At 65.4% G+C, this 18379-nt stretch carries 17 protein-coding genes; 7 read left to right on the forward strand and 10 right to left on the reverse strand.

The features are described 5' to 3' along the window. Nucleotides 1–4: 4 nt before the first annotated feature. Together MJ122_RS03930 and MJ122_RS03935 are read left to right on the forward strand one after the other, a co-directional pair. On the forward strand, nucleotides 5–841 hold the full coding sequence (locus tag MJ122_RS03930) for a M23 family metallopeptidase (RefSeq protein ID WP_239742409.1): 837 nt from the start codon (nucleotides 5–7) through the stop codon (nucleotides 839–841). Then, a complete protein-coding gene (locus MJ122_RS03935) occupies nucleotides 841–1230 on the forward strand; it encodes a DUF2809 domain-containing protein (protein ID WP_239742411.1) in 390 nt (129 codons plus the stop codon). The genes MJ122_RS03930 and MJ122_RS03935 overlap by 1 nt, the downstream gene beginning before the upstream one ends. Here the strand turns inward: MJ122_RS03935 and MJ122_RS03940 are convergent. From MJ122_RS03940 to MJ122_RS03960, 5 genes are all read right to left on the reverse strand, one after another. Next, nucleotides 1211–1753 (reverse strand): GNAT family N-acetyltransferase, encoded by a 543-nt coding sequence (locus MJ122_RS03940; RefSeq protein WP_239742413.1) that lies wholly within the window; start codon nucleotides 1751–1753, stop codon nucleotides 1211–1213. The two genes, MJ122_RS03935 and MJ122_RS03940, sit on opposite strands and share 20 nt — an antisense overlap. Then, nucleotides 1753–2241, reverse strand: a complete 489-nt coding sequence (locus MJ122_RS03945; RefSeq protein ID WP_239742415.1) for a copper chaperone PCu(A)C — start codon at nucleotides 2239–2241, stop codon at nucleotides 1753–1755. Before MJ122_RS03945 ends, MJ122_RS03940 begins: the two co-directional genes overlap by 1 nt. Before the next feature lie 124 nt (nucleotides 2242–2365). Then, nucleotides 2366–3736 carry a PepSY domain-containing protein gene (locus MJ122_RS03950; RefSeq protein WP_239742417.1) on the reverse strand — a complete coding sequence of 457 codons (1371 nt, stop codon included), beginning with the start codon at nucleotides 3734–3736 and terminating at the stop codon, nucleotides 2366–2368. A 53-nt stretch (nucleotides 3737–3789) separates the two neighbouring features. After that, nucleotides 3790–5901, reverse strand: coding sequence for a TonB-dependent copper receptor (locus tag MJ122_RS03955; RefSeq protein WP_239742419.1), 2112 nt, complete (start codon nucleotides 5899–5901; stop codon nucleotides 3790–3792). A gap of 105 nt (nucleotides 5902–6006) precedes the next feature. Beyond that, nucleotides 6007–6477, reverse strand: a complete 471-nt coding sequence (locus MJ122_RS03960) for a DUF2946 domain-containing protein (RefSeq protein ID WP_239742421.1) — start codon at nucleotides 6475–6477, stop codon at nucleotides 6007–6009. 398 nt (nucleotides 6478–6875) lie between these two features. Between MJ122_RS03960 and leuA the strand changes: the two genes are divergently transcribed. From leuA to MJ122_RS03980, 4 genes are all read left to right on the forward strand, one after another. Next, nucleotides 6876–8546 carry a 2-isopropylmalate synthase gene (gene leuA / locus MJ122_RS03965; protein ID WP_239742423.1) on the forward strand — a complete coding sequence of 557 codons (1671 nt, stop codon included), beginning with the start codon at nucleotides 6876–6878 and terminating at the stop codon, nucleotides 8544–8546. A gap of 72 nt (nucleotides 8547–8618) precedes the next feature. After that, nucleotides 8619–9092 (forward strand): hypothetical protein, encoded by a 474-nt coding sequence (locus MJ122_RS03970; RefSeq protein WP_088419633.1) that lies wholly within the window; start codon nucleotides 8619–8621, stop codon nucleotides 9090–9092. Nucleotides 9093–9365: 273 nt separating this feature from the next. Continuing rightward, complete coding sequence (locus MJ122_RS03975; protein WP_088419631.1) at nucleotides 9366–10736, forward strand: MFS transporter; 1371 nt, start codon at nucleotides 9366–9368, stop codon at nucleotides 10734–10736. 80 nt (nucleotides 10737–10816) lie between these two features. Then, nucleotides 10817–12055: an OprD family porin gene (locus MJ122_RS03980; RefSeq protein ID WP_239742424.1), complete on the forward strand. Its 1239-nt coding sequence runs from the start codon at nucleotides 10817–10819 to the stop codon at nucleotides 12053–12055. Nucleotides 12056–12107: 52 nt separating this feature from the next. On the opposite strand, the gene MJ122_RS03985 is transcribed toward MJ122_RS03980, so the two are convergent. Then, entirely contained in the window at nucleotides 12108–12440 is a 333-nt protein-coding gene (locus tag MJ122_RS03985; RefSeq protein ID WP_026079405.1) for a DUF5629 family protein, read from the reverse strand. 132 nt (nucleotides 12441–12572) lie between these two features. Here MJ122_RS03985 and MJ122_RS03990 point away from each other — a divergent pair, with 132 nt between their 5' ends. Then, nucleotides 12573–13526, forward strand: a complete 954-nt coding sequence (locus MJ122_RS03990; protein WP_239742426.1) for an aldo/keto reductase — start codon at nucleotides 12573–12575, stop codon at nucleotides 13524–13526. A 125-nt stretch (nucleotides 13527–13651) separates the two neighbouring features. Here MJ122_RS03990 and MJ122_RS03995 read toward each other — a convergent pair whose 3' ends face one another. The 4 genes from MJ122_RS03995 to bamB all read right to left on the reverse strand — a co-directional run bounded on the left by MJ122_RS03995 (nucleotide 13652) and on the right by bamB (nucleotide 18378). Continuing rightward, nucleotides 13652–14446, reverse strand: a complete 795-nt coding sequence (locus tag MJ122_RS03995) for an amidohydrolase (protein ID WP_239742428.1) — start codon at nucleotides 14444–14446, stop codon at nucleotides 13652–13654. Then, nucleotides 14434–15582 (reverse strand): pyridoxal phosphate-dependent aminotransferase, encoded by a 1149-nt coding sequence (locus tag MJ122_RS04000; RefSeq protein ID WP_239742430.1) that lies wholly within the window; start codon nucleotides 15580–15582, stop codon nucleotides 14434–14436. The genes MJ122_RS03995 and MJ122_RS04000 overlap by 13 nt, the downstream gene beginning before the upstream one ends. An 81-nt stretch (nucleotides 15583–15663) precedes the next feature. Next, nucleotides 15664–17151 carry a ribosome biogenesis GTPase Der gene (gene der / locus MJ122_RS04005; protein WP_088419621.1) on the reverse strand — a complete coding sequence of 496 codons (1488 nt, stop codon included), beginning with the start codon at nucleotides 17149–17151 and terminating at the stop codon, nucleotides 15664–15666. Between the two features lie 84 nt (nucleotides 17152–17235). Beyond that, a complete protein-coding gene (bamB, locus tag MJ122_RS04010) occupies nucleotides 17236–18378 on the reverse strand; it encodes an outer membrane protein assembly factor BamB (RefSeq protein WP_088419619.1) in 1143 nt (380 codons plus the stop codon). Nucleotide 18379: the final 1 nt, after the last annotated feature.

Raw genomic sequence — 18379 nt, forward strand, 5'->3', positions numbered from 1 at the left:
CGCCATGTTCCGATTCCCCTGCCTGCTCATTGCCTCTCTATTCACCCTGACCGCCCACGCCGAAGGCTTCATCAGCCGCACCCTGAACAAGCCCGTGCCCGGCGGCGTCGCCGTGGTCCAGCTGGGCCAGGACGCCGCCGTTCCGACCGCCACCTACCAGGGCAAACCGGTGCTGGTGGTGCGCGAGGAAGGCCGCGACTGGATTGCCATCGTCGGTATCCCGCTGACTGCCAAGGCCGGCAGCCAGCAGGTCGTCGTTAAGCAGGCCGGCGCCAGCCGCAACCTCGGTTTCAGCGTGGGCAGCAAGCACTACAAGGAGCAGCGCATCACCCTGAAGAACACCCGCCAGGTGAACCCGCTGCCCGAAGACCTCAAGCGTATCAACCGCGAGCTGGCCGAGCAGACCGCCGCCTACCGCAGCTTCAGCCCCGGCACGCCGAGCAACCTGGTGCTGGACAAACCGGTCAACGGCCCGCTTTCCAGCCCCTTCGGCCTGCGCCGCTTCTTCAACGGCGAGGAGCGCAACCCGCACTCCGGGCTGGACTTTGCCGTGCCCGCCGGCACCCCGATCAAGTCGCCGGCCGCCGGCAAGGTCATCCTGATCGGCAACTACTTCTTCAACGGCAACACCGTGTTCGTCGATCATGGCCAGGGCTTCATCAGCATGTTCTGCCACATGTCGAAGATCGACGTGAAGCTCGGCGACGCAATACCGCGCGGTGGCGTGGTCGGCCGTGTCGGCGCTACCGGTCGCGCCACCGGGCCGCACATGCACTGGAACGTCAGCCTGAACGACGCCCGCGTCGATCCGGCGATCTTCATCGGCGCCTTCAAGCCCTGATGCGGCTTCGTTTCGAGGGACGCAACGCGATCTTCGCGCTGCTCGGGTTCGTCGTGCTCGTCTGGCTGGCCACGGCCGGGGCGAACCTCGGCTGGCTGCGCGGTTTCGGCGGCGACGTGCTGGCGGTGATCTGGCTGTATTGCCTGCTGCGCGCCGTGCTGGATGCGCCGGCGTCATGGCTGGCAGGTGCGGCACTGGCCTGCGGCTTGATCATCGAGCTCGGCCAGTACCTCGCGGCGACCTTCCACTGGCAGATCGGCCATCGCGCACTGCGCATCGTGCTCGGCGCCACGCCGGATTGGCTCGACGTACTGGCCTACTGCATCGGCTTCGCGCTGATTCTTGCGGCGCGTCAGGCGCGCACGGCACTCAGGCCAGCGGGTAGCTGAAGAACAGCGCCATTTCCCCGGGCAGCACCAGCGCCGGGTCATAGAGATCGGTGGACAGCCCGCTGAGAGTAAAGCCACGGGAGCGGTAGAAGCCCACTGCCGGCAGGTTGAGGTTCTGGGTTTCCAGCCACAGGTGGCGCGCCTCGGTACCGCGCGCCCAGTCCAGGCAGCCTTCCAGCAATTGCCGGCCGACGCCCTGCCCGCGCGCGTCGGCGAGGACGAACAGGTCGTCCAATACCGCGCGGCGATTCCAGATCTCATAGCGGGCAATGGCGAAGCCCAGGCGCTCGCCTTCCTCATCGACGACCACGGCGGTCCAGTCGGCCGCCGTGACATCATCCTTCAGGTCGGCAAAGGGGTAGCGCTTGGTCTGCGTCTCGGCCAGACGCTCCTCGCGCAGGATGAAACCATCGGCAGCGCTCTCGATACGCAGGATCGAGTCGCTCGAGTAGCTGCCGTCGAAACCCAGCAGCCACTCGCCGTCTTGCGTCCACACCAGCGGGCGCAGGAGCCGATCGCTCATCACTCGTGGTTCATGCCATGCATGTCGTGGCCCATGTCGGTGCCCTTCGGGGCTTCCTTCTGGACCGCGACCTCGACCTTCACGTCACCGGCCTTCTGGAAGTGCAGCGTCAGCGGGAAGCGCTCGCCATCGATGAGCGGCTTCTTCAGGCCGAACAGCATCAGGTGATACTGGCCGGGCGCGAAGACGACCTTGCCGCCGGCGGGGATGTCCACCCCCTCGACCTTCTGCATCTTCATCATGCCGTCCTTCTCCACGTGCTGGTGGACCTCGGCACTGGCGGCGCGGTCGGTGTCGGCGCCGAGCAGGCGATCCGCCTCCTTGCCGTGGTTCTGCACGATGAAGTAGGCGGCGCCGTTCACCGAGTTGGCCGGCAGCAGCAGCGACCAGGGGTGGTCGATGTGCAGGTGGCCGGCCTCGTATTCGTGGGCCATGGCGGCGCCGGAGAAGCCCAGCAGCACAGCGAAAGCGAGCAGGGTTTTACGCATGTTCGAGACTCCAGTTGGCTTGTGATCAGGTCCGCCACAGCGGCGGTCATCGGGCCGCGGGCGCAACGATCGCGCCGCAGCATAGCCTGCCTCGCGGCAGGCGTCAGGTTGGAACAGCTATGCATCAGCCCAGCGCCGGGCTGCGCGGTTTGATCCGCGACAGCACCGCCCAGTCCAGCGCCCAGACCAGCAGCAGGGAGGCACCCACCAGCGGGAAGGCGACGCCGAGGAGGATCATGATCGCCACCCCGCCCTTCCATACCGGCAGCGCATGGGGCATCGGCGGCACGCCGAGGCGCCCCTGCGGGCGACGCTTCCACCAGACCCACAGGCCGCTGACTGCGCTGAGCAGGATCATCAGGCAGACCGCGAGCATGAGCAGCTGGTTGAACAGGCCGAACATCTTGCCTTCGTGCAGCATCACCCCGGATTCGACGCCCTTGGCCACCAGCCCGTAGTCCTTCCAGCGCACATCGGCGAGTACTTTGCCGGTGTACTGGTCGATGTGCAGGGTGGCGTCGTTGCGCGAGTCGTCGGCGAACACCGAGACGGTGAACACACCCTGCTCGCCCTTGGGCAAAGCGACGGCGTAGCCCGGCACCACGCCGGCCCGGTCGGCCGTGTCGACCACCTGCTGCAGGCTGATCTGCGGCATCGCCATGCCGCCGGAGCCATGGGCCATGTGCTCGGCGTGGGCGCCGCCGGACATCGGCATCGGCGTGTTTTCCATGGCCCAGGGAATGGTCTGTCGGTGCGCCTCGTTGAGCGTGCGCGCCTCCAGGTCCGACTTGGGCACCTCGTTCCACATGGGCGCGGGGAAGCGGTTCCACACGTCGGCAAAGGACTTGCCCCAGAAGCCGGTCCAGGTCATGCCGGTGAGCAGCATGAACAGCATCAGCAGCGAACCCCAGAAGCCGACCACCACGTGCACCTCACGCCACAGCGCACGGCCACGACGCGACAGGTCCGGCCACAGCAGCACGCGCAGCGAGCGCTTGCGCGGCCACCAGAGGTACAGGCCGGAGACCACCAGCACGATGCCCCAGCCGGCAGCCAGTTCGATCAGTCGATCACCGACGGTGCCGATCATCAGCTCGCCGTGCAGCGCGCGAGCCATGGCCTGCAGGTTGGACTTGGCGTCCTGCACACCGAGCAGCTTGCCGCTGTACGGGTCGACGAAGGCGTTCACCTCACGCCCCTCCAGCTGGGCAACGAACTGCGCGCTGCGGTCGGCGGCCGGTGCCGGCAGGTACTGGCTGACCTGCAATTGCGGGTTCTGGTGATGCAGGTGCATCAGTTGCTCATCGGCGGACAGCCGCACCTCCTCCGGTTTCACCGTCAGCAGGTCGCTGTACATCAGCGGATCGAGCTGCGGCTTGAACAGGTAGATGATGCCGGTGAGCGACAGCAGGATCATGAAGGGCGCGACGAACAGCCCGGCATAGAAGTGCCAGCGCCAGGCCAGGTTGTAGAAATCGAATGTCTTCTTCTGCATTCGTTGGTCTCCTCACGCAAGGAGGCCCCCGGCGGGCGGGGGCCGGTCGGGCTTCAGAACGAGAAGTCCACTTTGGTCCAGAACGTACGTCCCGGTTCGTGGATGGCTTCGGGGTCGTTGGCCGGGTAGCCGAAGCCGGCGTTGCCCGCCAGGTTCAGGTGCTCGGCGTAGTCCTTGTCGAACAGGTTGTCGACGCCGGTGCTGACCTTGAGGTTCTTGCTCAGCTTGTACGCGCCGTTGAGCGAGAACACCGCGAAGCCGGGGCTTTCGTCGAAGTCGTAGCCGACCACGTTGCCCTGGTTCTCGGCGATCCGGCCCTGGTGCGCAACCACGCGCCAGAGTCCGCCGGCGCTCCAGTCGCCTTCCTCGTAGGTCAGGCCGAAACGCGCCTCCAGCGGCGGCATCTGCGGCAGCGCAGCGTCGTCGGTGGTGTTCTTGCCCCAGGCGTAGGCCAGGGTGCCGTCGGCGGTCCAGTTGCCGGTCAGCACGTAGGCCGCGCCCAGTTCGCCGCCCATGATGCGGGCATCGACGTTCCGCGCCTGGGAGGTGCGGCCCATCATGCCGCCGGGCAGGTAGTCGAACAGGATGTAGTCGCGGATCACGCCGACATAGCCGGACGCCCAGGCCTTGAGCTTGTCGTCCTCGTACTGCGCGCCGAAGTCCAGCTGGGTGGTTTTCTCCGGCTTGATGCTGTCGAAGGCGTTGACCGAGCCGGTCGGCCCCTTGTCCGGGGAGAACAGCTCCCAGTAGTCGGGGAAGCGCTGCACGTGGCCGAGGCCGACGTAGAGGGTGGTCGACGTGTCCGCCAGATCATGCTCGTAGCGGGCGAAACCGCTGGGCAGGGTGTCGGCGCGGGTGTCGTCGGCGGTGGGGTTGGGCATCGCCATCATCCCCGAGCCGCTGCTCTGCCGGTAATCCTTGACCGAGGCGCGGTCCAGGCGCGCACCGGTGATCACCCGGTCACGGTCGGCGGCGTACCAGGTCAGCTCGCCGAAGGCGCCGTAGTTGTGGAACACGGCGTCCTTGTCCCACGGCTGCTCGTCGTAGGTGTTGATGCCCATGCCGCTGCGTTCGCGGTGTTCGTTGGTCTGCGCATCGACCCCGGTGATCAGCTTGAAGTCGTCCCAGCGCCAGGTGGCGGCCAGGCGCCCGCCGAGGGTGCGACGGTCCACGTTGGAGGCCATGGGGCCGGCCATCATGCCCATACCCGAGGGCGTGCGCAGGCTGTAGTTGTCCATCACGTGGTCGGCGTAGTTGTAGTAGACCTGCGCCTCCAGCTTGTCGAGCACCTCGCCGAGGTTGGACTTCTCGAAGCGCAGGCCGAGGCTTTCGCGTTTGAACTGCGAGCCGTCCATGCCGCGACCGGCATAGCGCGCCTCGCCGTCGCCCTTGCCGGCAGTGAGCTCGACCAGGGTGTCGGCGTCCGGGGTCCAGCCCACCGCCACGTCGCCGTTCCACTTGTTCCAGCGCGAGGGCACGGTGTTGCCGCTGCCGTCTTCGTAGTCGTCGGACTGCGATTTGTTGCCGGTGAAACGCAGGTAGCCCTCGGGACCACCGGCGGCGGCGTCCAGCACGCGGTCGAAGCGACCGTTGGAGCCGGCGGTGAGGCTGCCGTTGACGCGCATGCCCAGCTCGCCGAAGCGCTCCGGCTCGCGGTCGAAGCGGATGGTCCCCGCCGAGGCACCGGGGCCCCAGATCACGGTTTCCGGACCCTTGACCACGGTGAGCTTGTCGTAGGTTTCCGGCGAGATATAGGAAGTCGGCGCGTCCATCCGCGCCGGGCAGGCGCCGAGCATGGTGCTGCCGTTGGTGAGGATGTTCAGGCGCGAGCCGAACATCCCGCGCAGCACCGGATCGCCGTTGGTGCCGCCGTTACGGATGGCGGAGAAGCCGGGAATGGTCTTGAGGTAGTCGGCGCCGTCGCTGGCGGGAATCGGCTGGCGCGGCTGCCTGGGGTCCGTGACCACGGTCAGCGGCGAACTCTGCGCCACGGCGGTGATGACACTGGGCGACAGTTCGGTAACCGACGCATTGGTGGCGTGCGCCGAGTGATCTTCTTCCTCGGCCAGCACGGGGACGGCAGTGAAACCGCCAAGGGCGGTGAGCGCGCACAGGGCGCGCAGGCCGACGGCAGTTTGCCGACGGCGCAGGGGCATGCGGGTCATTCCATGAATTCCATGATCGGTGATGACGCCCGCTCCACGCGTACTCGCACGGCGCGCAGGCCAATGCAGGCATCCGCGCCGGGGTCGGGGAGTCGGGATTGCGGGTCAGCCGATCAGGAACGGAGGAGCGCGGGAGCGGGCGCCGGGGAAGACCGGCGAGGCGGGAATTCGGGATGCAACGAAAAGGGCGACGGGCGTGCCGAGGGCGGACAGGCCGTGGTCGAGGACGACCGGCGGCGGTGTCAGCGGTGGACTGTGGATCAGCAGGCTGCAGTAGCCGCACTTCTCCATGAAGGCGTCGGCGGTGAGCGGCTGCTCGCCGTGGGAAACAGGGGTCGCGTGATGGCCTGCGGCGCGCTGGCCGTCGGAGCAGGCCATGTCGTCCATGCCGGCCATGTCGTGGGACATGGCCTTGCCGTGCCCCATGGCGGCGCCACGCTCCATCGGCATGACGTGATCCATCGGCATGGCGTGATCCATCGGCATCGACTGGGAAACCAGCGGGCCGACATAGATCATCAGCATGGCGAACAACGCCAGCCAGGTGCCTACGCCTTGTCGAGTACGACGGGTCACGAAATGTCCTTGCGGATGGAAGGTCCCCGCCTGAAGCGGGTGCGCAATGATCGCACGGAGTGATAAAGCTCCGCTGCGGCACGAAGACGCAGAATCAGTTAAGCACAGCGATAAGCCTCAGGAAAAATTGCTGAAACACCGCATTTTTGACAATAAACTCTCCACAAATCCACTAATACGAGTATTTCTACCAATTTTTACCAAATGCTTGCCATTGCTCTCCCAGGCCTTTAGCTTGGCACTCATGAAAACCGCACACACCCTCATCCTGCTTCGCCAACACGCCTGCCTGCGCTTGGTCAGCCCGCGACTGCGTAGCTGAGCCCCCCTCCCCGGTTTCGCCTCATTCAGTTTTTTATGCGCAGGCCCGCAGGCCGCAGAGAACAAGGATTTCGCTCATGAGCATGTTGAAAGACCCGTCGAAGAAATACCGCGCCTTCACCCAGATCACCCTGCCGGACCGCACCTGGCCGGACAAGATCATCGACAAGGCGCCGATCTGGCTGTCCACCGACCTGCGCGACGGCAACCAGTCGCTGATCGAGCCGATGGACGCCGAGAAGAAGATGCGCTTCTTCAAGTGCCTGGTTCAGGTCGGCCTGAAGGAAATCGAAGTGGGCTTCCCGTCCGCCTCGCAGACCGACTTCGACTTCGTTCGCGAGCTGATCGAGGGCGGCCACATTCCCGATGACGTCACCATCCAGGTGCTGACCCAGGCCCGCGACGACCTCATCGAGCGAACCTTCGAGTCCCTCAAAGGCGCGAAGAAGGCCATCGTCCACTACTACAACGCCTGCGCCCCGAGCTTCCGCAAGATCGTCTTCAACCAGGACAAGGCCGGCGTGAAAGCCATCGCCGTGGCCGCCGGCAAGACCATCAAGCGCCTGGCCGACGCCGCACCGGAAACCCAGTGGGGCTTCGAGTACTCGCCGGAAGTGTTCAGCTCCACCGAGACCGATTTCGCCGTCGAGGTGTGCAACGCGGTGATCGACGTGTTCCAGCCGACTCCGGCGAACCGCCTGATCCTCAACCTGCCCGCCACCGTCGAGTGCGCCACCCCGAACAACTACGCCGACCAGATCGAGTGGTTCGGCCGCCAGATCAACAAGCGCGACAGCGTGCTGATCAGCCTGCACACCCACAACGACCGTGGCACCGGCGTCGCCGCATCGGAACTGGCCCTGATGGCCGGCGCCGATCGCGTCGAAGGCTGCCTGTTCGGCAACGGCGAGCGCACCGGGAACCTCTGCCTGGTGACCATGGCGCTGAACATGTACACCCAGGGCATCGACCCCGAGCTGGACTTCTCCGACATCGACGCCGTGCGCAAGGTGGTGGAAGAGTGCAATCAGATTCCGGTGCACCCGCGTCACCCGTACGTTGGCGACCTGGTCCACACCGCCTTCTCCGGCTCCCACCAGGACGCCATCCGCAAGGGCTTCGCCCAGCAGAAGGACGACGCCGTGTGGGAAGTGCCGTACCTGCCGATCGACCCGGCGGACATCGGCCGCAGCTACGAGGCCGTGATCCGTGTGAACAGCCAGTCCGGCAAGGGCGGCATCACCTTCCTGCTCGAGCAGGAATACGGCATCAGCCTGCCGCGCCGCATGCAGATCGAGTTCAGCCAGGTGGTGCAGAACGAGACCGACCGCCTCGGCCTGGAGATGACCGCCGAGCAGATCTACACCCTGCTGCAGACCAAGTACCTGCAGGCCGTTTCCCCGTTCGGCCTGAAGAACTATCGCCTGCAGGAAGAGAACGGCGTCTGCGCCATCGACATCGACGTGACCCACAAGGGCGAGCAGCACCGCTGGCACGGCAAGGGCAAGGGCACCCTGGAAGCCCTGGTCGCCTCGCTGCCGGTAGACGTCGAGATCATGGACTACAACGAGCACGCCATCGGCGCCGGCACCAATGCCCGCGCGGCCGCCTACATCGAACTGCGTGTCGAGGGTGGTCGTTCGCTGCACGGCATCGGCATCGATGAAAACATCACCACCGCGAGCTTCCGTGCGCTGTTCAGTGCGCTGAACCGTGCGGTGACGCTGGGCCACGCGAAAGCCGCGTAAGCCTGGTAACCTGAAAGTCCCTTTGCCCCGGACGCCTCGTGCGTCCGGGGCCGTTTTCGAAGGAGCGAAAACATGACCGCACCGCAGGACAATCCCTTCCAGACGCCCGCTGCGCCGCTGCAGGACAACTCCAGCGCCGCAACCGGCGAGCCACTCTTTCGCCTGGCCGCTGCCGGCATCGCGACCTTCTTCGGCACGCCCATCGCCGGAAGCTGGGTGATCGCGCAGAACCTCAAGCGCCTGAACCGCCCTCAGGAAGTGCAGAAAGCCTGGTTGGTCGGCATCGGTATCACCGTGCTGATCTTCATCCTTTCCTGGTTCCTGCCGGACAATTTCCCCGCCGCGCCGATCAACATTGCCGCAGTCTTTGCCATGCACCAGTACGCCAAGCAGAACACCGCCGATGCGCTCGATCGGCACGCCGCGGCCGGGGGCAGCTACCTGTCCAACTGGCGCGCCTTCGGTGTCAGCCTGCTGTTCCTGATCGTCATCATGGCAGTGGTCTTCGGCGCTGCGTTCGTCCTGGCCCTGACCGGCAACGCCTGAATCCCTGACGCGCCCTCCGCCTAAAGATTCCCCCTATACCCCTAGGGGGAAGTCTCCGCAATGCTGGTACTCGCCCCGATTACCGCTGCCTCTTCCCTTCCCTAGTCTTGCCTGCACTGCCGTGAAAGCGGCAGCCAAACCAAAAACCGTGTCACGCAATCAGACACTTTCGGCCGCCCCTGCCTTGCGTACAGAGGCGCCCGGTTACCTACAACAACAACGAGCTCGACGTGCTTGGCCATCTGCCTTCACCCGCTTCAGGAGCCAGTAACCGTGAACCCGCAATCCCCACACCCGCAATCCGTCCGTAATTCGCGTTATTCCTGGTACGTCGTCGTGCTGTGCATGGTGGCCTACATCTTTTCCTTCGTTGACCGGCAGATCCTTTCGCTGATGATCGAGCCGATCAAGGCCGACCTGCAGATCACCGATACCCAGTTCAGCCTGCTCAGCGGGCTGGCGTTCTCGCTGTTCTACGCCTTCATGGGCCTGCCCATCGCCTATCTCGCCGACCGCTCCTCGCGGGTCAGGATCATCGCAATCGGCGTGGCTTTCTGGAGCATCGCCACCGCCGCGTGCGGGCTGTCGAAGAACTTCCTGCAGATGTTCCTCGCGCGCATGAGCGTGGGCGTCGGCGAGGCTGCGCTGACGCCGGCGACCTACTCGATGCTCGCCGATCTGTTCCCCAAGGAGAAACTCGGCCGCGCGCTGGGGCTGTACTCCATGGGAGCCTTCCTCGGCGGCGGCCTGGCATTCCTGGTCGGTGGCTACGTGATCGAGGCCCTGCGCGACGTGCCGGCCATCGACCTGGGCTGGCTGGGGCAGCTGCGTTCCTGGCAGATCGCATTCTTCATCGTCGGCTTGCCCGGCGTGCTGGTGGCGCTGCTGATTGCGCTGACCATCCGTGATCCGGCGCGCAAGGTGGCGAACCCGGAGCACAAGGCGACCATCGGCGACGGCCTGCGCTTCCTGCGCCGCCACCGTGCAACCTTCACCTGCCACTACCTGGGCTTCTCGTTCTTCGCCATGTGCCAGTACGCGCTGATGGGCTGGGCGCCGGCCATGTACATCCGCCAGTACGGCCTGACGCCGCTGGAGGTGGGTTACATCCTCGGCAGCATCCTGCTGGTGCTCAACACTGCCGGCGTGTTCTGCGCCGGCTGGCTGGTGGACGTGTTGCAGAAGCACGGGCGCAGCGACGCGGCGATGATCAGCGGCATGCTCGGCGTCGCCTGCACCATTCCCTTCGTCATCGGTGCGGTGACCGCCGGCAGCCTGCAACTCTCCGTGCTGATGATGGGCCCGGCGATGTTCTTCTGCGCCTTCTGCATCTCCACCTCGGCGGCCGCGATGCAGGTGCTCACGCCCAACCGCCTGCGGGCGCAGGTATCGGCGCTGTTCCTGCTGGTCTCCAACCTGATCGGCCTGGGCGTCGGCACCACGCTGGTGGCGTTGCTCACCGACCAGTATTTCAAGGACCCGAAGGCGGTCGGTTCCTCCATCGGCATCATCGTTACCCTCGCCGGGTTGCTCTGCCTGTGGCTGCTGGGAAGCGGGCGCAAGCACTTCCGCCGCAGCCTGGGCCAGGAGCAGACGACCCCGCCTGCCGCACCACCGCTGGATAGCGCCGCCGTCGCGAACTGATCGCGCCCGCCCCGACAAGACGCAAGCCCGTTCGCCGACGTTGAGCCCCGCGCCCGGCGAACGGTGCCCAGGAGATGACGATGTTCCGTAATCGCTTTGCCGGTGTGCTGCTGTGCAGCGCGCTGATGCCCCTCTGCGCCCAGGCCGACCTGATCGACGACAGCCGCCTGGACACCACCCTGCGCAACTTCTACATGCTGCGCGACTACCGCCAGGACAACGCCCCGCAATCCCAGGCCGGCAGTTGGTCCCAGGCGGTGCTCGCTCGGTTCAGCTCCGGCTTCACCGAAGGCACCCTCGGTGTCGGCCTGGATTTCACCGGTTTCTACGCCCTGAAACTCGACGGTGGCGCCGGCACCAGCAACGACAGCAACCTGCCCTATGACCGCACGACCGGCGAGCCGGTGAATGACTTCAGCCGTGGCGGCGCCACGCTCAAGCTGCGCTATTCGAAGACCACGCTGAAGGTCGGCCTGCTGGAGCCGCGCCTGCCGGTGATCTTCCAGGACGACGTACGCGTGCTGCCGCAGACCTTCCAGGGCGTGATGCTGGAGTCGAAGGAGTCGGATCGCTTCAAGTTCACCGCCGCGCAACTGTGGAACACCAGCACCCGCGCATCCAGCGATCGCGAGTCGTTCTACCTGGCCACCCGCCCCGCCAGCCAGGACAGCAACAAGCTGAACCTGGGCGGTGTCGATGCGCAGTGGGCGCCCGGCCTTTCCACCAGCTACTACTTCGCGCAGCTCGAAGATATCTACGACCAGCACTATGTTGGCGCCAACTTCAAGCAACCGCTGGGGGAGAACACCGCGCTGCTCGGGACCCTGAGCTACTTCCACAACGAGGAATCGGGGCAGGCGCTGTCCGGTCGCATCGACAACCGTGCCTATGGCGCACGGCTCGGTGTCAAGCACGGCAGCCACACGCTCTCGGCCACTTACCAGCGCATGCTGGGCGAGGACATGTTCCCTATGCTGCTGGGCAACACGCCGCAGCCGTACCTGGTCAACTGGGTCACCAACGGCGGGTTCTTCTGGGCACAGGAACGCTCCTACCAGCTGCGCTACGACTATGACTTCGCCAGCCTCGGCCTGCCGGGCCTGACCCTGATGACGCGCTACACCAAGGGCACCGACATCTCGCGACCGGGCAAGAGCGACGGCCACGAGTATGAGCGCGATACCGATGTGGGCTACACCATCCAGAGCGGGCCGCTGAAGGCGCTGTCCTTCCTCCTGCGCACCTCCACCGTCCGCAGCAGCTATGCCAGCGACTACGACGAGGTGCGCTTCATCACCAGCTACCCGCTGGCCTTCTGAAGCGCTGGAATGCAGAAGGCCCCTCGCGGGGCCTTCGTTTTCACCGGAGTGCTTACTCGTCGTCGCCGCTGGCGGCGACTGCGCCCAGGCAGCAGAGTCGGTGCTGCTGGTCGCCAGACTGCAACAGCCAGGTCTCGTCTTCGGCCTGGTAGCTGGCCTCCATCACCTGGTTGTAGCTGAAGCGCCATTCGCGGCGATCACGGCCGTCGATGGACTCGATCTGCAGCACCACGTCTTCGCTGGCGAAGGGCTGGTCGGCGTGGGCGGCGGCGTCGGCCTGGTCCAGCAATGCCTCGTTGAGCTCGAACTGCCAGGCGTGCAGACCGTCGATCAACAGCATGTCGGCGGTTTCCAGCTGGTCCAGCAGGTAGGGAGTCGTGGTCATGGCGGGCACTCGGCAATAGGGCTGGCCGCCATGATAGACCAGCTGGCGCGCCACTGCCGGTCATTCCGCCCGGCGACCGCAGGGACGGCGTCTACACTGAGCTTTCCCGCACAGCCCCAGGAGCCAAAGCAGATGCGTACTCGCGAACTCGGCCAGTCCGGCCTGAAGATTCCCGCGCTGGTATTCGGCGGCAACGTGTTCGGCTGGGCCGCCGACGAGGCGACCTCATTCCGCCTGCTGGACGCACTGGTCGACGCCGGGCTCAACTGCATCGACACCGCCGACGTTTACTCACGCTGGGTCCCCGGCCATGAAGGCGGCGAATCGGAAATCCTCATCGGCAAATGGTTGAAGAGGACTGGCAAGCGCAACCAGGTGATCATCGCCACCAAGGTCGGCATGGACATGGGCAACGGCCACAAGGGGCTGTCGGCGGTGTATATCGAGCAGGCGCTGGCGCGCTCGCTCAAGCGTCTGCAAACCGACTACATCGACCTCTACCAGTCCCATTGCGATGACCCGCACACCTCGATGGAGGAGACCATGGGCGCCTTTGCCGAAGCGATAGAGATCGGCAAAGTGCGGGTGATCGGCGCGTCGAACCTGGAGGCCAGGCGCCTGCGCGAGGCACATGAAGTGTGCGAGCGCCTGAAACTGCCGCACTACCAGAGCCTGCAGCCCAACTACAACCTCTACGACCGCGCCAACTACGAGACCAACCTGGAGCCGACGGTGCAGCAACTGGGGCTGGGCGTCATCAGCTTCTATTCACTGGCGGCGGGCTTTCTCACCGGCAAGTACCGCAGCGAAGCGGACCTGGGCAAGAGCAGCGTGCGCGGCTACAAGGTGAAGAATTTCATGAACGAGCGCGGCTTCGCCATTATCGATGCGCTGGAGGAAGTGGCTGGCGATCTCAACGCGACGCCGACGCAGGTCGCCCTCGCCTGGCTGATGGCCCGCCCGAGCATCACCGCGCCGATTGCCAGTGCGTCGAAGCTGGAGCAGTTGCCGGACCTGATCGCGGCGGTGGACCTGAAGCTCAGTGACGAGGCGATCCAGCGGTTGAATACCGCCAGTGCGTATTGATAACGCTCCTACAAGGGTGCTCCGTTGCAGAATATCGAGCGGGGAGGAAACATCGCGGACGGAGTCCGCTCCTACGGGGCATGACGCTTTCGTAGGAGCGGACTTCGTCCGCGATTGGCATCCGATTAAATTCGGATATCGAACTGATCCGCGTCGAGATAGGCCGGGAATCGCTCGCGGTACGCCGCCAGTTCCGCCGCACTCAGAGCGACATGGAACACCCCGTCGGCACTGCCGGCCGCCAGCAGGCTGTCGCCCTGGAAGTCCAGGACCTGGCTGTCGCCGGAGTAGGCGTGACCCTTTCCGTCTTCACCGACGCGGTTGACCGCTGCGACATAGCAGAGGTTTTCAATGGCCCGTGCCGGCAGCAGGCGGTTCCAGTGCTGGCGGCGCGCGGCTGGCCAGTTGGCGGTGTAGAGCAGCAGGTCGGTACCCTGGGCGTCGCGGCTCCACACCGGGAAGCGCAGGTCGTAGCAGACCAGCGGGCGGATTCGCCAGCCCTTCCACTCCAGCAGCACCTGCTGCTCGCCCGGCGTGTAGTGCTTGTGCTCGCCAGCCATGCGGAACAGGTGGCGCTTGTCGTAATGCTGTACTTCCCCATCCGGGCGTACCCAGAGCAAGCGGTTGCGATGGCTGCCGTCAGCCGCGCGGATGATCACGCTGCCACAGACCACGGCATCGAGCTTGCCCGCCTGCTCGCGCAGCCAGGCGTAGGTTTCGCCCTCCTCCGCCTCAGCGAGGGCATCGGAGTCCATGGAGAAACCGGTGGTGAACATCTCCGGCAGGATCACCACGTCCGCGCCACGGGCGCTTTCCAGCAGCGCCTCGAAGCGTTCGCGGTTGGCCTTGGCGTCGTGCCAGGCCAGGGTGGTCTGTACCAGCGCAAGCTTGAGGTCGGGAAGTTGGCTCAGATCGCGCATAGGCGTTCCGCTGCCTGGCGCAGCGTCTCCTCTTTCTTGGCGAAGCAGAAACGCACCAGGCGCATGTCCGCCGGGGCCTGCTGGTAGAACACCGAGACCGGGATCGCGGCCACGCCGTGCTCGGTGGTCAACCATTCGGACATGGCGACGTCATCGAGGTCAGGGCGGATCGCCGAGTAATCGACCACCTGGAAGTAGGTGCCGGCGGCACGCTGGAAGGTGAAGCGCGAGCCTTCCAGCAGGTCGCAGAACAGGTCGCGCTTGGCCTGGTAGAAGCCCGGCAGCTCGCGCAGATGCTCGGGGTGCGCGGCCATGAAGTCGGCCAGCGCCCACTGCAGCGGGGTCACCCCGCAGAAGTTCACGTATTGGTGGATCTTGCGCATCTCCGCCGACAGCGCCGGCGGCGCCACCACGTAGCCGGTCTTCCAGCCGGTGACGTGGTAGGTCTTGCCGAAGGAGCTGATGACGAAGGCGCGCGGATACAACTCGTCGTGGGCCAGCACGCTGGCATGCTGTACGCCGTCGTAGATCAGGTGCTCGTAGACCTCGTCGCTGATCACGTAGATTTCGCGGTCGCGGATCAGTTCGGCCAGGCGATCCAGGTCGGCACGGTCGATCAGCGCGCCGCTGGGGTTGTGCGGACTGTTGAGGAAGATCAGGCGCGTGCGTGGGGTGATGGCATCGGCCAGGCGTTGCCAGTCGATGCGGAAGTCCGGCTGGCTCAGCGCAACGTGCACGCAACGGCCACCGGCCAGTTCCACCGAAGGCTCATAGCTGTCGTAGCAGGGGTCGAGAACGATGGCTTCGTCGCCAGTACGGATCAGCGCCTGCACCGCGCAGAAAATACCTTCGGTCGCACCGGGAACGATGGTCACCTCGGCGTCGGCGCTGACCGTGCGGCCATAGAAGCTGGCGACCTTGGCCGCGACCTGTTCGCGCAGAGCCGGCAGACCGGTCATCGGGCTGTACTGGTTGTGCCCGGCCATGACGTGGCGGGCGACCGCTTCGAGCAGCGGCGCGGGAGCCGGAAAGTCCGGGAAGCCCTGGGAAAGGTTCAGCGCGGCGCTTTGCGCGGCGAGCTGGGACATGCGGGTGAAGATGGTGGTGCCGACATTCGGCAGTTTGCTGGTGAGCATGGCGTGACTACAGGCTGCAGGCGATGAGAGGGAAGTCCCTACTCTATCGCCTGCGGCTTGCGGTCTAAAGCCTGACAGACGTTATTTACGTTTGTCCTTCTTCTTCTTCTCCGCCTTCTTGTGGTGCGACATCAGGCGGCGCTTCTTGTTGACCTGGCGATCGGTGAGCTGGGTCTTCTTGCCCTCGAACGGGTTGTCACCGCCCTTGTACTCGATGCGGATCGGCGTGCCGACCAGCTTCAGCACGCGGCGGAAGGTCTTCTCCAGGTAGCGGGTATAGGCCTTGGGCACCGCGTCCACCTGGTTGCCGTGGATCACGATCAGCGGCGGGTTGGCACCGCCCAGGTGCGCATAGCGCAGCTTGATGCGGCGGCCGTTGACCATCGGCGGCTGGTGGACCTGGATGGCGTCCTCGAGGATCTGCGTGAGCTTGCTGGTGGGCCAGCGGGTCACGGCGGAACGGAAGGAGTCCTGCACCGACTTGTACAGGTGGCCAACGCCGGTGCCGTGCAGCGCGGAGATGAAGTGGATGTCGGCGAAGTCGGCGAACATCAGCCGGCGCTCGAGTTCGGTCTTCACGTAGTCGCGCTCGGCCGATTCCATGCCGTCCCACTTGTTCAGCGCGATGACCAGCGCACGGCCGGTCTCCAGTACGAAGCCGAGCAGGTTGAGGTCGTGTTCGACCACACCTTCGCGGGCGTCCATGACGAAGATGACCACGTTGGCGTCCTGGATCGCCTGCAGGGTCTTCACCACGGAGAACTTTTCCACCGCCTCGAAGATCTTGCCGCGGCGGCGTACGCCGGCGGTGTCGATCAGGGTGTACTTTTCTTCGTTGCGCTCGAAGGGGATGTAGATGCTGTCGCGGGTCGTGCCGGCCTGGTCGTAGACGATCACCCGCTCTTCACCGAGCATGCGGTTGACCAGGGTGGACTTGCCGACGTTGGGGCGACCGATGATGGCGATCTTGATGCCATCCTTCTCGCTCGGGCCGGGGATGCGCTTGGCTTCCTCGCCCTCGGCGACCTCTTCCAGCTCGCTGGGCAGGTCGTTGTCCTCCGGCGCTTCCGGCTCGGGGGCGAACATCTCGCCCAGGGCTTCCTGCAGCATCTGGGTGATGCCACGGCCGTGGGCGGCGGCGATCGGGATCGCATGCCCCAGGGCCAGCGGGCTGAACTCGGCGCGGGCGATGTCCGGATCGACAGTGTCGACCTTGTTGGCCACCAGGAAGGTGCGCTTGTTCTTCTTGCGCAGGTGCTCGCCGATCATCTCGTCGGCGGCGGTGAGGCCCGCGCGGGAGTCAACCATGAACAGGACGGCATCGGCCTCTTCGATGGCCTGCAGCGACTGCTCGGCCATCTTGGCATCGATACCCTCTTCGTCACCGGAGATACCACCGGTATCGATGACGATGAATTTCTTGCCCTGCCACTTGGCCTCGCCGTACTGGCGGTCGCGGGTCAGACCTGCGTACTCGGCGACGATGGCGTCCCGGGTGCGGGTCAGGCGGTTGAACAGGGTGGACTTGCCGACGTTCGGGCGGCCCACCAGGGCTATTACGGGAACCATGCGGCTCTCCAGGAAATTTGATTATCTTCAAAACACGACGGCCGCTGCCGTTTTTCACGGCAGCGGCCGGCAGTAACCCTCAGCTTAGCGAATCGTGTAGGCGACCAGCTTGCCGCTGTTGCCGAACACGTACATCCAGCTGCCGACTACCAGCGGGCGAACCCGCACGCCGTCACCGTCGACCTTCTCGCGGCCAACGAAACGACCGTCCACCTGACTCAGCAGGTGCACGTAACCTTCCAGGTCACCGACGACCACGTTGCTCGACAGCACGGCCGGAGCGGACAGCTGGCGGCGAGCCAGGGCGTCGTTGCTCCACAGCGAGGACGAACCACGGGAATCGAGGCTTTCCACAGTGCCGCTGGACTGGCTGATGAACACGCTGCCAGTCCCTTCGGCGACGCCGACGTAGCTGGAAGCTTCACGCTGCCAAAGCACGCGACCAGTACCTACATCCAGTGCCGCAGCGCGGCCCTGGTAGCTGGCGACATAGAGAACGTTGTCGACCAGCAGCAGGCCGCCATCGATATCGACCACGCGGTCCAGCTCGGAACGGCCTTGGGGAATCGCAACGCGCGCTTCCCAGACCGGCAGGCCACGCTCGACGTCCACGGCAACGACCTTGCCGCTGGCCAGGCCGGCCAGGGCCAGGCGGCCCGCGATCAGCGGAGCGCCAGTACCGCGCAGGGTCAGTACCGGTACGGTGCCTTCGTAGATCCAGCGCTGGTTGCCGGTAGAAGCATCGAAACCGATCAGCTTGTCGTCCTGGGTCTGCACCACCACCACGTCACCGTTGGTGGCCGGGGCAGCCAGTACTTCGCTGGTGACCTTGGCGCGCCACTTCTGCTCGCCCGAACCGGAATCCAGGGCGATCACGTCGCCACGCAGGGTGCCCAGCAGGACCATGCCGCTGCCCACGCCGACGGCGCCGGAGATCGGCAGGTCGAGGTCTTTCTTCCACAGCACTTCGCCGGTTTCGCGCTGCATGGCCATGACGCGGCCTTCGGCGGACGCGGCATAGATGGTCTGGCCATCCACGGCGGGCTCGAGCAGGTTGTACAGGTCGCCCTGGCCATCCCCCACGGAACGGCTCCACTGTTTCTCCAGGCGGACCTCTTCCTTGAAATCGGTCAGCTCGGCCGGCGGCAGTTCTTTCTTGCTATTGCTGCTGCAACCCACAGCCATCAAAGTCAGTGCCAGCAGTGCAACGTGTTTCCAACGCAACATC

The organism is Pseudomonas sp. DP-17 (genome assembly GCF_022380625.1).
GTDB lineage: Bacteria > Pseudomonadota > Gammaproteobacteria > Pseudomonadales > Pseudomonadaceae > Pseudomonas > Pseudomonas nitroreducens_A.